Source organism: Pseudomonas sp. NyZ201 (assembly GCF_049860765.1).
Taxonomy (GTDB): Bacteria; Pseudomonadota; Gammaproteobacteria; order Pseudomonadales; family Pseudomonadaceae; genus Aquipseudomonas; species Aquipseudomonas bharatica.
Map to the genome: position 1 here is coordinate 3,164,495 of NZ_CP187557.1, position 15,087 is coordinate 3,179,581.

Sequence of the window (15,087 nt, forward strand, 5' to 3'; positions counted from 1 at the left end):
GTTGAGCAGCAGGGGCCGGGATATGGCCAGTTACTATTACGCGAATACGTGCAGCCTGTGTAGAGGGCGGTGGGCAAAACTGGCTTGTGCGCGAAGCTTTATCGCCTCAGGGATTGCCCGCAGTTTCCTGTACCTCGCCCATCCCGTCCGTTGGCAACAGATCGAACTCGTGCAGCGCACCCTTGTGATAGGGGTCGCCGATCCAGCGCGGCGCCCTGATGAACTGCGTGCTGGCCACGCTCTTGGCCGGTTCGAAGCGGTCGTAGCTCAGGCCGGCCAGGTCCGACAGGGTGTGGATCAGGTGCGAGCTGCTGTAGGCGTTGTTGGCCATCGCCTGGAGATCACGGGGATGGGCTGCCTGCCAGCTTGGCGAAGTCCAGAGGATGAACGGAATGGTGTACATCGGCCGGGTCGGGGCCGCTTCGTTGCGCCCGAGGCGATCATGGTCGCCCGAGCTGTAGACATCCTCGCCATGGTCGGAGAGGTACAGCAGGAAACCGTTGGGCGTGCTCGCCGAATAGCGCTTGATCAGGTCGGACACCACGAAGTCGTTGTACAGCACCGCATTGTCATACTCGTTGTAGGTCTCCACCTGACTGCTGGACAACTGGGCCGGCACGCCCTGGCGGTCGTTGAACCTGCGGTACTCGGGCGGATAGCGGTACTCGTAGTCCATATGGGTGCCCAGCAGGTGGACGATGATGAACTTGTTCGGCGCCGGGTCCTGCAGGGCCTTTTCGAACGGAGCGAAGACCACATCGTCGTACTGCGCGGCGTTCTGGTTGCGCTGGTTGTTCAGGTACACCGGCTCGTCGGTCTGCTGGGAGAAGGTGGTGAGCATGGTGTTGCGCTTGCTCATGGTCTGCTGGTTGGTGATCCAGAAGGTCTTGTAGCCCGCCTGTTTCATCAGGTTGATCAACGACGGGTCGGTAAGGAAGCGATCCGGGTTCTGCTCGTCGCCGAAGGTCAGGATCTGCTGCATCACCTCGATGGTGTAGGGCCGCGGCGACACCACGTTGCGGAATACCGTCAGGCCCTTGTCGCTGGCCGCCAGGGCATCCAGGTTGGGCGTGGTGTCGCGGTTGTAGCCATACAGGTGCATATGCTGGCGAGTGGTGGACTCGCCGAGCACCAGCACCAGGGTGCGGGGTTTGTCGCCACTGCTGTCCTGCAGCCCCTGTACCGGCGGCAAGGCGGCGTTCTGTTCCAGCAGCGCCTGCATGTTGTCCAGCTGCTGGCGGTACTGCCGGTAGCCGACCAGCAATTGCCAGGGCACGGCCGGCTCCATGCGCTGCTCGACCTTCTCCAGGGCATCGGCGAAGTTGCGCTGCTGGGTGACCATCTGCTTGTAGAACGGGTACACCAGGTTGCCCGCCAGCAACAGCACGACCAGCGGCAGCCGGCTGCCGAGCGGCAGGCTGAACGGACGGATGCGTTTCCACAGCCATACCGCCACCAGGGTATAGAGCAGCAGGGCGAACGCCAGCCAGATGGTGAAGTACTGGCTGAAGTATTCGCCGGCCTCCGCCGTGTTCGATTCGAACATGACGAAGATCACGCTCTGCGAGAATTCCTGGCGGTAGATCCCGTAATAGGTCAGGCCGACCAGCGACGCGGCCCACAGCACCACGCCGATCACCGCGCTGGTGCCGCGGGCCAGGCGCGGCATCAGCAGCAGCGGCACCAGCCACAGGCTGCTGAGGAAGAAGGCATCGCGCAAGCCGGCGAACCCGGTGGTGCCGCTGGCAAACAGCAGGACCTGGGTGATTCCCGAGAAATACCAGAAAAACAGCAAAGGCCAGAGCAGGCCGGACCATTTCAGTGGCGCTTTGGAAACAGGGGCAGGAGTAGCGGACACGGGTACCTCGTTGAACCTTTGGCTGTCGCCGGAATGAGCGGGTGGCTCACGCTATGCGGACGACAGTGAAAATTCCGTCAACGAAGTGGTTTTTTTGTGTTGGATGCTGGCCCGGATGCCCGGGCCAGGAAGTGCATGGCCGGGGGCTCAGGGCTTGATGGCGATCTTCAGTACGCCATCGCGCTGATGGGCGAACAGGTCGTAGGCTTCGACGATATCGCCCAGTGCGTAGTGATGGGTGACCAGTGCCCCGAAATCCGCGCGATTGGAGGCGATCACGCTCATCAGCCGACGCATGCGCTCCTTGCCGCCCGGGCAGAGCGCGGTGTTGATGCGATGATCGCCCAGGCCGGCGGCGAACGCGCCCAGCGGAATCTTCACGTCGCTGGAATACACGCCCAGGCTGGACAGCGTACCGCCGGGCTTGAGCACCTTCATGGCCTGTTCGAAGGTGCTCGGCAGGCCCAGGCACTCGATGGACGAGTCGGCGCCGCGGCCGCGGGTCAGCTTCATCACCTCGTCGATCACATCGCACTGGTTGAAGTTCAGGGTGATATCGGCGCCCATGTTGCGGGAAATGCCCAGGCGGTGGTCGTTGCCGTCCACCGCGATGATGGTCGAGGCCCCGAGCAGGCGTGCGCCGGCGGTGGCACACAGGCCGATGGGGCCTTGGGCGAAGATCACCACGGTATCGCCGATGCGGATGTTGGCATTCTCCGCGCCCTTGAAGCCGGTGGACATGATGTCCGGGCACATCAGCACCTGTTCGTCGCTCAGCCCGTCGGGAATGGGCGCCAGGTTGCCCTCGGCGTCCGGCACCAGCACGTACTCGGCCTGGGTGCCGTCGATGAGGTTGCCGAAGCGCCAGCCGGCGGTGGCCTTGTAGCCATGGCATTCGCAGCGACCGGACTCTTGCAGGTAGCTGCCGTCCTGGGAGGCCACGCCATCCTGGGCGGCGTAGGAGTTGAAGTTCGGACAGATCGCCCCGGCGATGACCCGCTGGCCCTCCTTGTAACCCTTGACTGCGCTGCCCAGTTTCTCGATTACCCCGACCGGCTCATGACCCACGGTCAGGCCGCGGGCAATGGGGTATTCGCCCTTGAGGATATGCACGTCGGTGCCGCAGATGGTCGTGGTGGTGATGCGGATCAGCGCATCGGTAGGGCCGACCTGCGGGATGGGTTTGTCCGTCAGCTCGATCCGGCCGGGCTCTACGAAAACGGCTGCTTTCATGGTTGCCATGGGTCACCTCCTGGTTGAGGGATTGAGAAAAGTCCAGGACGGCGCAGATGGCAAGGCCGGGCGTGGCCTATCTGCCGAAGGGTTGTGGCAGGTCAAGGAATCGGCATTCCTTGGCGGCTGCCACAGGATCCGCCTGGTTCAGAGCTGTACCAGGCGCAAGCGGCCTTCCAGCGCTACCACGGCGCCGTCCGGCGTAGGCAATGGCCGGCCCTGCAGGCCCATGCCTTCGCTGACGAGCACCCCGCCCGGCACCAGGCACAGGTTGGACGGCGTATCCAGGCCGCGGGCCAGCACGCTGACCTCTCCGCTGCCCAGGTCGCAGTGCAGCAGCCGCCCGCTGAAGCGGGTAAAGCCGCCATGCAGCGCCTCGCTGTTCCAGGCGGCGGTCAGCGGTTGCTGCAGGCTCTCGCAGAGTTCCAGCACCAGCAGGTTGCCTTGCGTGTCCAGGGCCAGCCCGGTGGGCAGTTGCAGGCCATCGATCAGCACCTCGATCCTGCCGCTGTCCGGCCAGACCCGGATCACCTGGCCGGCCCTGTCGGCGAAGTCCACGCCCTTGCGTTCGGGCGTGGCATGCAGCTCACCGGAGAACAGGCTGATCAGCACGGCATCGGTCGCCGGCTCGTGGACCAGGGTGACCGGGACGGCTTCCTGGCCCTGGGCAAGGTCCGGCAGATGCACCAGCACCTGCTCTTGCTCTCCCGGCCGGAACGCCACCAGCTCGTTGGTATCGGGCTTGACCGCCAGCCAGCTGCGCAGGGTCGGGTGGTAGCACAGGGCATTGAGGTTGCCCTGGCTGTGGCACACCGGCTCCGGGGGGCTGTACTGCAGATCAAGCAATCTGGAACCGGCCACGTAGTCGGTCTGGCTGACCAGGCAGCGGCCCTCGCCGCAGGCGATATCGGACAGCCCCATGATTTCGTCGCGCAGCATGCGCGCCTGCATGTTCATGGCGCGGAAGCCCTCGGCCAGGGGCCGGGGCGGCAGCCAGGCGCCTGGTCTGCCGGCCTCGGCTGGCAGGCGGCTGATCCGCCCGGTGAAGGGGTCGCCCGGCTGGCCGCTGCCGGCTTCGACCAGCAGCAGGCTGCCGTCCTCGGCGAGATGGACGCCGCGGGGGTTAAGCAGGCAGCTGGCGACAAGGGTGGACGGGCGAAGGGTTTCGCGCAGGTGTTGCGCTATATGAATGGGCAATGGCATGGGTCATCCCTGCAATGCGGTGCCTCATCGAGGAAAAACGCCGGGCGACATCACGGTCACCCGGCGCAGCCTGTCAGTTGACGTTGAGTGTGTCGTAGTCGGCCATGCTCAGCTTGACCGGCGGGTAGTTGCGCTGCACCAGCTTCTGCGCCCAGAGCTCCAGCACCGAGCGACGACCTTGCGGCATGTCGCGGGTGATGGGCATGGCCAGGGTGCTTTCTTCCTGGTACGGCTTGCTGATTAGGCGTATCAGCTGGCCAATCGCGCCCTCGATCCGCTTCAGGTTATTGAGCGGCATGTATTTGTTCATGATCGGGTACAGGTAGTAGTAGATCTGGAAGATCTCCGGGTAGATAAAGCTGTCCCAGATCACCTGGGCCGCATCCTGTTGCTGGTAGACCTCGTTCCACTTGTCGACGAAGCGCTGCTTGAGGTCGTCCTCGCTCGGAAGTACCCGTATCGGCGCAAGGAAGTCCACATAGGCGCTCAGGTAGTCGAAGCTGAAGAGGATGTCGGCGGTGCCGTCCTCGTCGGGATAGAAACGCAAGGTGGGGAAGCCCGGGTTCACCCCGGTGACGGTTACGGTGGCGATGCCGTTGGCGTCGGTGGTGATGCGCTTGTAGTCGTACTCCACCAGTTGGCTGTCGGGCTTGAGCCCGGCTTCGGGCTTGAGATAGCGGATCGCCGATGGCTCGCGGTTCTCGAAGCGCAGGCAGGCGCCCACGTTTACCCCGACACAGGTCTTGCGATAGTCCTGATAGAAGACGGGCGTCCCTGGCGTGTCCGGCTCTTCGGTGACGAATGCCACCAGCCTGCGCCCCGCGCCTTCGGTTGCCTGGGTGGTGACCTCGGCCGAATCGGTGAACTGCGGAAGGTTCTCCTTGTTCTGCTCTTGCGAACCGTCGTCCGTATGGTCGTAGAACAGGACGAAATTCGGATTGTTGCGGGTACCGAGGTAGTAGCTGGAGGTTCCCAGCAGGTAGAGGTTGTTGTATTGCGCCACCAGCAGGTCGAGGTTCGCCGCGGGCTTGCCGTTCTTCTGCACCATGATCTTCAGCTCCTTGGTCTGGCCGACGTCAAGGAAACTGCCGCTTTCGATCACTTCGGCGGTCCAGGGCTGCTGGACCGACGTTGGCACCTGGTCGCCCTGTTTGCGCAGCGCCAGCGGATTGTCCCCGGTCAGCTGGGTCACCTGGGCTGGCGTAAGGGGCAGGTCGAGCAGGCCGGACTGGTGATCGAACGCGTCCTGTTGATACTTCGTGTAGTCGAACGAAAGCGGCGGCACGAGCGGAACGAAGGTGTCGCCCTGGGTGGTACCGATATCGAACGCGCCCAGGTCCAGTTTCAGCGGTTGTGGAATCAGCGGGTCGATGCCCGGCTTGGCGGGGCCCTGGATGAACGGGAAGCTGTTCATCAGGTCCAGCGACAGCCGGTTGTCATGGACCAGCGCCGAGATCACGCCCAGTTCTACCGCCTTGGGCTTCTGGTTGTAGGAGGACGGAACCGCCACCGCGGTCTTCGCCACCAGGCGCTGGCCGTCGGGAGCCGTAGGGTACTCGCCGTCGTGCCACAGCCCCAGCACCCCCGAAGTGCAGCCATAGGCCGGGTTGAAGAAAATATCGATGGGGTTGTCGAGCGCCGCCTGGTACATCCGTTGCAGCTTCGCCGGGTCTTTTGACGCACTCACCGGTGGCTGGTCGTTGAACACGCCATTGTAGTCGTAGGCGGTCAGGTAGCTGCAGAAGCGGAACATAAGGCCTTGCACGCCTGGCTGGTCCAACTGGTCATGGAGGTTCTTCAGCAGTACCGAGTCGCCGAGCCGCCATTGCAGGTTGGCTTTCGGGAAGCAGGTTTGCCAGGTGGCGGTCACCGTGAGCAAACCTTTGAAGGCGGCCCAGTTGAAGTTGAGGAAGCGATCGAGCATGCGGTACTGCCGGGTGGCGGTCAGGCCGCAGGCAGCGTTGCCCAGCTCCAGGCGGTCGAAGTACAGCGCGGTGAAGGTGTTCTGCCAGGGGCTGACATCGACGAAGCGGGCTGGTGTCGGGGTGTCGCTGCCGAATGGGTTGCCGTACAGGTTGTAGGGCTGGTTTATCAGCGGGTCGTTGTCGATATAGCCGCCGCCGGGGCCTTCGCCACCGATGATGGTGGAGACGGTGTCCTTGTACGACACCGTGCCGCAGGCGTTGTCGCCGAAGAAGTTCCACTCGGCGGGCACGATTCCGTCCCCACCGGCATTCGGCGGCGCCTGGATGACCGCCTTCGGTGCGCTGGACAACTGCTGGTACTGGATCATCCAGGGAATCAGCTTCTCTGCGGCGTTTTCCGGGGTGATCTGGTACTGGCTGAGGAAGTCCCAGTTCATCTTCATGTTCACGGCGTCGTACAGCGGCAGCACGTCGTTGTTGTTGCCCGTGGGTGGGCTCCAGAACATGTGGCCCTTGAAGTAGATGCGGGGGAAGTTCAATACGCTCATGTCGTGCTCCTTAAGGACGCTGCCACTGGGCGCGCTTGAGCGACCAGACGTAATCGAGTTTGTTGTAGCCCTTGAACGCCGTCTCCGGCAAAGGCGCCGTGGGGTAGACGATGCCGTCCTTGCCATCCTGGCCGCTGAGCGTGAAGTTGAAGTAGCCGTCGTCCTTGGAATAGGCCGCCGTGCCGTGGCAGGCGGAGCACGAGGACTGGCTCTGGAACGCCGATTCCAGCTGCGAGTTGGCCAGCAGTTTCGGGTTGCTATCGATCTGGGTGCCGATCAGTTCGTAGCGCGACAGGTTGCCGTACCACTGCTGGAATTGGGCGTTGACAGGCACTGCCTCGGCGGTCGGCCCGGTGCTGTTGGTCATCGGCTTCGGCGGAATGGCGTTGGTGACCGTGTATTTGCTGTTGTTGACGTTCTCGAAGGTGGTCCAGACCCACTGGGGAACCAGCTTGTTGATTACGTGCAGGGCGCTGAGCGCGGCATAGCCGACCGTGTAGCTGCCGTCGTCATTCTGGTAATAGGCCTGGGCGATGTAGTAGCCATCGTCCTCCAGCTGCTTCTGGTAGGTGGTATCGGTGCCGATCCATAACCAGCCCGCTTTTGCCTCCCAGGACGTGGCCGGGAAGTCCAGGTTGGCGGTCAGGGCACTCTGGCCGTTGGTGTTGTAGACGCCTTTCTGCACGATATAGTCGAAGGTGGATTCGCTCATCAGCAGTTGGAAGCGCACCGGTTTGCCGCGTTGCGACGCCGGCACGGTCTTGCCATCCATTTCCAGCGGCAGGCCATCGACCTGCAGGATGGCATTGAGGTTGTGGAAGGCTCGCTGGGTGTTCATCCCCGGGATCCCGGCGGCCGCTTCCGTCACTGCCTGGGGCGGCGGCGCCAGCGTGTAGGCACCAGGATTGGCGCCATTGGCCAGGTACACCTGGTCCGACGGCTTGAGGGTTTCCCAGACCCGGTCCAGGCCATTGGCGGCAGGCTGGTTCAGGCAGTTGAACCAGTTCCAGCTGAGGGTTTCCTTGCTCGCTTTGAGCTGTGCCAGGGCTTGGGCCTGATTGCCGTTGAAGGTGAGGAAATTGCTGCAATCGAAGGGGTTGGTGTTATCAGCCTGGGCCAGTCCGGCCAGTGTACTGAGAACGGTTATTGAAATGGCTCGCCGCATATGTGCTCCTTGGCATTGGCCAGGTCGTTAAGGTTCTGCCCCAGGAAATGCCGAAGGAGCAGAGGTTTGACCGCCGTTGCCGCCATACTCCGCGGCAATGGCACGTCGCAATCGGTGATGAGCAACGGCCCGGCCTGCTCGCTGGCAGGCGGACGTCCATGACTGCCGCGGACCAGTCCGGTGTCCAGCGGGATCAGGTCCATGTAGTAGCGAAAGCCGAGCTTTTTCTGCAGCAGGCGGCGCGCCACTTTCAATTTGGGGAAGCGAATGGCCGGATCGACGAACAGCTCCACCGGGTCGTAGCCGGGCTTGCGGTGGATATCCACGGTGCGGGCGAAGTCCGGCGCCCGGGCGTCGTCGAACCAGTAGTAGTAATCGAACCAGCATCCCGGCGCGGCGACGGCCACCAATTCGCCGCTGCGCGGGTGATCCAGTTGCCAGGTGCGCTGCTCATGTTTGTCCAGCACCTGCTCGATGCCGGGTTGACGCTCCAGCAGGGCCTTGACCCGGGCAATGTCCGCAGCCCGCCTGACATACACATGGGCGATCTGGTGATCGGCCACGGCAAAGGCGGCGCTGGCGCCCGGATCGAGCAATTCCCAGGTCAGCGACTGGCGCACCTGCAGCAGGCCTTCCTCGCGCAATACGCGGTTGATCGATACCGACCGCTCGACCGCTTCGATGCCGTACTCGGACAACAGCATCACCGCCGCGCCCTGGTCGCGGGCGAATTCCAGCAAGCGCCCGACCTCATGATCGATGGCCCGCACTTCGGCGCCGATCGACGGGTGATCGGGGCCGACCTTCTGCAGGCTGTAGTCGAGGTGCGGCAGGTAGATCAGTTGCAGGTCGGGCCGGTTGAGCTGGAACTCCAGCAGGGCGCAATCGACGATCCAGCGACTCGATGCAATGCCCGCGGCCGGGCCCCAGAAACCGGGGAAAGGGAACTCGCCGATCTGCGCTTCGATGCGTTCGTGCAGCCCCGCCGGCGACGAGTACAGGCCGAAGATCTTGCGCCCGTCGGCCGGGTAGTGCGGACGCGGGGTGATCGAGGCATCGACATCGGCGTACATGTTGTACCACCAGAACAACTGGCTGCAGCGGAACCCGGGCAGCTCGCGCTTGAGGGTTTCCCAGACCTTCTCGCCCTGGATCAGCGCATTGGGCTGCAGCCAGAAGCGCACCTCGGCCTGCTCGCGAAAGTACCAGCCGTTGCCGACGATGCCGTGCTGTGACGGCGCTGCGCCGGTCAGGATCGAGGCCTGCACGGTGGAGGTCACCGCCGGGAACGAGGGTTGCAGGCTGGCCATCCGTGCGGTTTTCAGCAGGGCGTTGATATGCGGCGTGTTGGCCCCTAGCAGCGCGGGCGTCAGACCGACCACATTGATCAGCAGCAGGGGTTTACGGGCAGGCATCGGCAAGTCCTTCATGCAGCGGTTGTTGCAGCAGGCGGCGTTGGCGCAGTTGGGCTTGAACCCAGTCCAGCTCGGCGCCGATACCGCGCAGTTGGGCCTGTTCGTCCGTGGGCCGCAGTTGCGCGGGCAGGACACCCCAGCTGTAGGTTTCCACTTCGAGTACCGGACGCAGGCCGGGGTGGGCCGCCAGGTAGTCGAAGGTCTGCCCCAGGGCGTGCTGGCTGCCGCGCAGTTCGGGCAGCAACAGCTGCTCGCTGAACAGCGGGACGTGAAAGTGAATGCGCAATTCCCGATAGCGGCCTGGATGGCTGGCGCACTCGTCGAGTGCGGCGGGCAGGTCGGCCCAGGCCATCAGCCGGCCGTCGTGGTCGCGGGCCTTGACCTGATGCAGGTAGGTGGCCTCGGAAAAACCGGCAAGGACGTCGAGCACCTGCCTGAAGTGCGGGGCGTCCTGGTCCGGCAGGCGGCAGATCATGGCGCTGGACAGCTGGATCTTGCCGATCGGCACGCCGGCCTGTTGCAGCCGTTGCAACGAGCGGTAGCAGTCTTCGAACATCACGGCCTGGTGGCAGACGTCGAAGCACAGCGCCAGATAGCCATGGTGCGGATCGCTGGACTGCCAGTGGCGGAAGAAGGCGATGGCCTGGTCGGTGTTCTCCAGCACGCAGTCAGGTTCCATTTCCAGGCAGAACACCACCTTTTTTCCCGTCTCCCCGTGCAAGCGGGCCAGGCCGGCGGTGAGCTGGCGCAGCTGGTTTTCGGCACGTTGCTGCAATGACGGGCTCCAGCCGGCGGCGTAGCCGAGGGGGACGGTGGAAATCACCCCCTCGGCACACCCGGCCGGCAGGGCGTGCGCCAGGATGCGCGCCAGGTTCAGGCTGTAGGCAAGGCGTTCGGGCATGGACCAGTCGGGAAGGTAGACGACGGCCTTTACCGCACCCTTATGGAATTCACCATAGGGAAAGCCATTGAGCGAGGTCAGGCGCAGGCCCGTTTCTTCCAGCAGGTCGAGGAACTGGCGGCGTGCCGCCACTTCCTGCAACTGGCCGGCGGCGTGGGCGCAGATCCACAGGCCGCTGTCCTGATGGTCCAGTCCGCGCAGGCGGCGTACCGCCTGGAAGTGCCGGTCGATGGAAGCACGCAGCCCGGCCAGGTCCCGGGTCGCGTGCACGTTGCTGCAATAGCCGACCTGGCTGGGCGTCCAGCCCGTGGCGGCGCTCATTTGACCACCGGGTCCTGGCCGCGCAGGGCGGAGTTATCCTGCCAGGTCTTGCGCTGGTCGATGGGCAGCGGCGTGCTGACCAGCGTCTTGTCCAGCTGGCCGCTCTGGGCGAAGAAATCCACCGGGTTATGGAACAGCACCTGTTCCACCTGGGCCTCGCTGAAGCCCGCTTCGCGCATGGCCTGGCCGGTTTTCGGCACCTTCAGCGGATCGCTCACGCCCCAGTCGGCGGCGCTGTTGACGATCATCTTGTCGGTCCCGTATTGCTGGAGCAGCGCGACCATGCGCTGTTCGGACATCTTGGTGTTGGGGTAGACCGAATGGCCGCGCCAGCAGTCGCTGTCCAGCACCAGGGGCAGGGTCAGTTCGTTGAGGTGATCGATCACCACCAGGTGCTCCGGGATGCCCACTTCGCGGATCACCGCCAGGGTGCGCTTGGTGCCGCCGATCTTGTCGCGGTGCGGGGTATGCACCAGCACCGGCAGCTTGAACTGCCTGGCCAGGTCCAGCTGGAGGGCGAGGAAACGGTCCTCCTCGGGGGTGATGTCGTCGTAACCGATCTCGCCAACCGCCACCACGCCGTCCTTCACCAGGTAGCGCGGCAGGATGTTCACCACCTCCTGGGCCAGCTGCAGGTTGTTGGCTTCCTTGGGGTTGATGCCGATGGTGCAGAAGTGGTGGATGCCGAACATGCTGGCGCGGAAGCGCTCCCAGCCCACCAGGGTATCGAAGTAGTCGGCGAAGCTTCCGACGCTGGTCCGGGCCTGGCCCTGCCAGAAGGCCGGCTCGATCACTCCGGTGATGCCGGCGGCCGCCATGTTCTGGTAGTCGTCGGTGGTACGGCTGACCATGTGGATGTGTGGATCGAAATACTTGGGCATGCTGAATCCTCATCTACTGCGGGGAATGATCGGGTGTTCGATGGCGTAAATGCTGTTCAGGGCCCGGCGCAGTGCGCCTGCCACTCCGCCGGCAAGCGGCCTTGCCGGTGCAGGTCCGCCAGGCGCTGGCGCTGGGCCGGTTCCAGCAATTGGAAGGCAATCAGCCGCGGCAGGCTGGCCGGCACGGCACGGTTGGCGGCCAGTTGCTCGTCCATCAGGTCGAGGGCGAGCTGGTTGAGTTCGGCGCCGCGGCGTTGCTCGATGCCGATCACCCGGCCAGCGTCGAGCCCCATGCCCAGGGCCTTGAGCAGCAATTGCTGGAACGCACGCTCGGGGTAATGGCGGGACGGGTAGGGGTTGTCGAGGGCGAGAGCAGCGAATACCCGCGGATTGCTGGTGCGTCCGGCCAGCAGGGCCAGATCCACGCAGGCGCCCTGGCTATCGAGCCAGTCCAGGGCTTTGAGCAGGGCGATCTTTTCCTCGTCGTCGCCCCACAGGAACAACTGCTGCAGCAAGGCTGGCCGGGCGTGCGCGGGATGGGCCCCGCTGACCTGGGCCAGCAGCAGCGCACGGGCCAGCTCGATCGAGTCCCGGCCCTCGACGCCGGGCACTGCCTGGCGGCGCAGATGACGCTTGCACTGGCTGCTCAGCATCGCCGCGCCGTTGGCGTCCGCGGTTTGCCCGAGGCGGTTGCGCGCTTGCAGCCACCATTGCTGCTCACTGATGTCGAGCAGCGCTGTCAATGCCTGGTTCCATTCGGCCAGGCCGGTGTCGCGCAGGGTCACGTCCATGCTCATGTCGGTTTGATCCAGCGTTGCAGGCGAGGAAGCAGGAAGAACACCAGCACGCACAGCAGGCTGCCCACGGGCTGGTTGGCCACCGCCATCACCAGCGCGTCGAACAGCGGCAGTGCTGCCAGGCCTGCACCGATGAAGGCGCGGACCTTGAGGTGCCGAGGGTTGGCCAGGTGCAGCCAGTAGTGTCGGCCCAGCCAGCCGAGCCAAAGCAGCAACACGGGCCAGAACCACAGGGTTTCGGCGTACACCGCCAAGGCCAGCGGGCTGAGCATCAGCAGCAGGGGCAGGCGGCTGACCAAGCGGTTGCGGTGCTCCTGGCTGGCCAGGTAGGTCAGGCCGCTGATGTAGACACCCAGCAGGATGGCGCAGAGCCAGATGGGCTCGGGCGGTACCGCCAGGCTGGCTGCGGCGCACAGGTACAGTGCCGAGCGACAGGCGCCCATCAGCCAGACGCTGTGCACGTATTTCTTATGCAACAGGTTGTAGCCGAGGATGCAGCCGACCAGCAGGGTGACGCTGCCCAGCAACCAGCCAGGCTGTTCGATCAACCGGCTCAGGCCCAGTGCCGAAGTGCCGGCCAGGGCCAGCAGCAGCCACGAGGCGACGCGCACCTGCTGGCGGCTGACCAGGCCAAGGGTGATCGGGCGCGGGTTGTTGTGCTGTCGATCCCAATCGGCATCCAGCAGGTCGTTCAATAGCATGCCGGCCAGGTACAACAGCGACAGGGTCACCAGTAGCAGGATCCACACCAGCGCTGACGGTGGTGCCAGGGCGCCGGCGCTGCTGGCCAGGAGCGCAGCGGCCAGGCAATTGGTCCACACCGTGGGCAGGTTGGAGACCCTGCCGAGGGTCATCCAGGCCTTGAGGTTCGGTGCCTGGCTCATTGCGCATAGCCCTCGTGCAGATGGAAGGGCGATGCACCAAGGACGGACAGCCGAAGCAAGGCCTGCTCCATGATGCGATCGTCGATTTCATGCAGGTCGATGCAGCCACCGATGCGGTCGAGCATGGGGATCGACAGGCGCCCCCCCAGATGCTGACGGAACTCTTCCAGCCCCAGCAGCACCAGGGAGCGCCCCTGCGCATCCTTCAAACCCAGTTCCGGCGGGCACAGGTCGAAACCCAGCCGTTGCAACAGGTTGATGATCCGTTCGCTATCGGCATCGCCGAGCAGGCCAAGGGCATTGGCGTACAGCGCATCGAGGGCCATGCCCACGGCTACCGCTTCGCCATGGCGCAGGCGGTGCTGGCCGAGTTTTTCCAGTTTGTGCGCGGCCCAGTGGCCGTAGTCGAGCGGGCGGCCATTGCCACGTTCGAAGGGATCGCCGGCGCCAGTGATATGCGCCAGGTGCAGTTCGGCGCAGCGGCGAATGGCGTGGCGGCTGGCGGCAGGCTCGAAGCGGGCGAGCTCGTCTACTTGTTGCTCCATCCACTGGAAAAACGTCCCGTCCTTGATCAACGCCACCTTTACCGCTTCGGCCAGGCCGGCGAGCTGGTCGCGGCGGCCGAGGCTGGTGAGCAACTGGAAGTCGTTGATCACCGCATTGGCCGGGTAGAAGGCGCCCAGCAGGTTTTTCTGGCCGAAGGCATTGATGCCGTTCTTTACCCCGATACCGGCGTCGTTCTGCGCCAGCACCGTGGTCGGGATGCGGATCAGGCGAATGCCGCGGTGGAAGGTTGCGCAGGCATAGCCCACCGAATCCAGCAGGGCACCACCGCCCATGGCCAGCACATAGCAATGACGGTCCAGGCCGTGGTGCAGCATGTCGGCGTACAGCTGTTGCACTACCTCGTCGGTCTTGCTCAGCTCGCCGGCGGCCACGCTGATCGGCGCGGCCTTCAGGTGCAGGTCGGCGCTGCGGGCGCTGAACCAGCTCGAGATTTGCCCCGCAAGCTGCGGGTTGCATTGCAGCAGTCGTTGGTCGGCAAAGATCAGCACGGTCACCCGGCCATGCTGCCCGGCGGTCAGCTGCTGGCGCAGGCAGTCATTGCCCGGGGCGAACAGGTGATCGGTGAACAGCACCGGGTAGTCGTAGCTGACGGTGAAACGCCCACGCAGCGCGTGCTCTTGGGCTTGCCCGCGCAGTTTCTTCGCCAGGCCATGACCGGCCATGAACAGCCCGGGCAGGACCATGCCGGCGCACAGGGTGACCAGCAGCGCATTTTGCTCTGCCAGGAAGCTGCCCACGGCGCTATATGCCAAGGCATACGCCAAGGCCAGGCCGGCATTGGCCAGGGTGGTGACCAGGACGAAGCGGCGCAGCGGGTAGAGCTGCATGCCGGCAGCCACTACCGAGGTTTCCGCCAGGACGGGGACGCCGCGCAGGCAGATCAACGACAGGGTGCCGAGCGTGCGGACAAGCTGCCCCGGCTGACGACGATGCAGCCCCAGGCGACCCGCGAGCATGCGGAAATACCCGGCGCCGAGGGCATACCCCAGCCAGGCGCCGAGGCACAGGCCGAGGAAAATCACCAGGTAACCGCCGGTTTCGCCCAGCGCGGCCACGGCCAGCAACGCCACCACGCTTGATGGCACCGGCAGCACCACGTCGAGCGCCAGCAGGGCGATCAGCAGCAGGGCCAGGTTGGCTTTTTGCGCGGGCGTCTCGGGGAGGTACGTCTCGAGGTGGGTGAGGAAATCCAGGATCTGCTGTTCGAATGCCAGGAAGCTGGCGATCACCAGCCCCGAAAAGCAAATCACCGATACCCAGAAGGGGTCGGCATACACCCGTTTTGCGGGTGCACGACGCCAAGGAGCGCGCTTCATCAAGCATCCCTCTTGATAGTGTTGTAACTGATGTCCGTTTCAGTGTTTTGAGGCTGAGCGTCAGTGCTCGGAA

11 protein-coding genes are annotated in these 15,087 nt (G+C 64.4%); all 11 read right to left on the reverse strand.

Going from position 1 to position 15,087, the window contains the following annotated elements; translation table 11 throughout:
• Positions 1 to 106 precede the first annotated feature (106 nt).
• The 11 genes from ACPFMA_RS14090 to ACPFMA_RS14140 all read right to left on the reverse strand — a co-directional run bounded on the left by ACPFMA_RS14090 (position 107) and on the right by ACPFMA_RS14140 (position 15,014).
• On the reverse strand, positions 107 to 1,858 hold the full coding sequence (locus ACPFMA_RS14090; protein WP_425930554.1) for a phosphoethanolamine transferase CptA: 1,752 nt from the start codon (positions 1,856 to 1,858) through the stop codon (positions 107 to 109).
• A 147-nt stretch (positions 1,859 to 2,005) separates the two neighbouring features.
• Positions 2,006 to 3,100 (reverse strand): NAD(P)-dependent alcohol dehydrogenase, encoded by a 1,095-nt coding sequence (locus ACPFMA_RS14095; protein ID WP_279898614.1) that lies wholly within the window; start codon positions 3,098 to 3,100, stop codon positions 2,006 to 2,008.
• 138 nt (positions 3,101 to 3,238) lie between these two features.
• Positions 3,239 to 4,294 (reverse strand): hypothetical protein, encoded by a 1,056-nt coding sequence (locus tag ACPFMA_RS14100; protein ID WP_425930555.1) that lies wholly within the window; start codon positions 4,292 to 4,294, stop codon positions 3,239 to 3,241.
• A 73-nt stretch (positions 4,295 to 4,367) separates the two neighbouring features.
• Positions 4,368 to 6,767 (reverse strand): hypothetical protein, encoded by a 2,400-nt coding sequence (locus tag ACPFMA_RS14105; RefSeq protein WP_425930556.1) that lies wholly within the window; start codon positions 6,765 to 6,767, stop codon positions 4,368 to 4,370.
• 10 nt (positions 6,768 to 6,777) lie between these two features.
• A complete protein-coding gene (locus tag ACPFMA_RS14110) occupies positions 6,778 to 7,932 on the reverse strand; it encodes a hypothetical protein (protein WP_420056517.1) in 1,155 nt (384 codons plus the stop codon).
• Positions 7,911 to 9,347, reverse strand: coding sequence for an alkaline phosphatase family protein (locus ACPFMA_RS14115; RefSeq protein WP_425928001.1), 1,437 nt, complete (start codon positions 9,345 to 9,347; stop codon positions 7,911 to 7,913). Before ACPFMA_RS14115 ends, ACPFMA_RS14110 begins: the two co-directional genes overlap by 22 nt.
• On the reverse strand, positions 9,334 to 10,569 hold the full coding sequence (gene eboE, locus ACPFMA_RS14120; protein ID WP_425928002.1) for a metabolite traffic protein EboE: 1,236 nt from the start codon (positions 10,567 to 10,569) through the stop codon (positions 9,334 to 9,336). Before eboE ends, ACPFMA_RS14115 begins: the two co-directional genes overlap by 14 nt.
• Positions 10,566 to 11,450 carry a TatD family hydrolase gene (locus tag ACPFMA_RS14125; protein ID WP_009405369.1) on the reverse strand — a complete coding sequence of 295 codons (885 nt, stop codon included), beginning with the start codon at positions 11,448 to 11,450 and terminating at the stop codon, positions 10,566 to 10,568. Before ACPFMA_RS14125 ends, eboE begins: the two co-directional genes overlap by 4 nt.
• A gap of 56 nt (positions 11,451 to 11,506) precedes the next feature.
• Positions 11,507 to 12,247, reverse strand: a complete 741-nt coding sequence (locus tag ACPFMA_RS14130; RefSeq protein ID WP_425928003.1) for an EboA domain-containing protein — start codon at positions 12,245 to 12,247, stop codon at positions 11,507 to 11,509.
• Positions 12,244 to 13,131 (reverse strand): UbiA family prenyltransferase, encoded by an 888-nt coding sequence (locus tag ACPFMA_RS14135; protein WP_279898602.1) that lies wholly within the window; start codon positions 13,129 to 13,131, stop codon positions 12,244 to 12,246. Before ACPFMA_RS14135 ends, ACPFMA_RS14130 begins: the two co-directional genes overlap by 4 nt.
• Positions 13,128 to 15,014: a 3-dehydroquinate synthase gene (locus ACPFMA_RS14140; protein ID WP_425928004.1), complete on the reverse strand. Its 1,887-nt coding sequence runs from the start codon at positions 15,012 to 15,014 to the stop codon at positions 13,128 to 13,130. Before ACPFMA_RS14140 ends, ACPFMA_RS14135 begins: the two co-directional genes overlap by 4 nt.
• Positions 15,015 to 15,087: the final 73 nt, after the last annotated feature.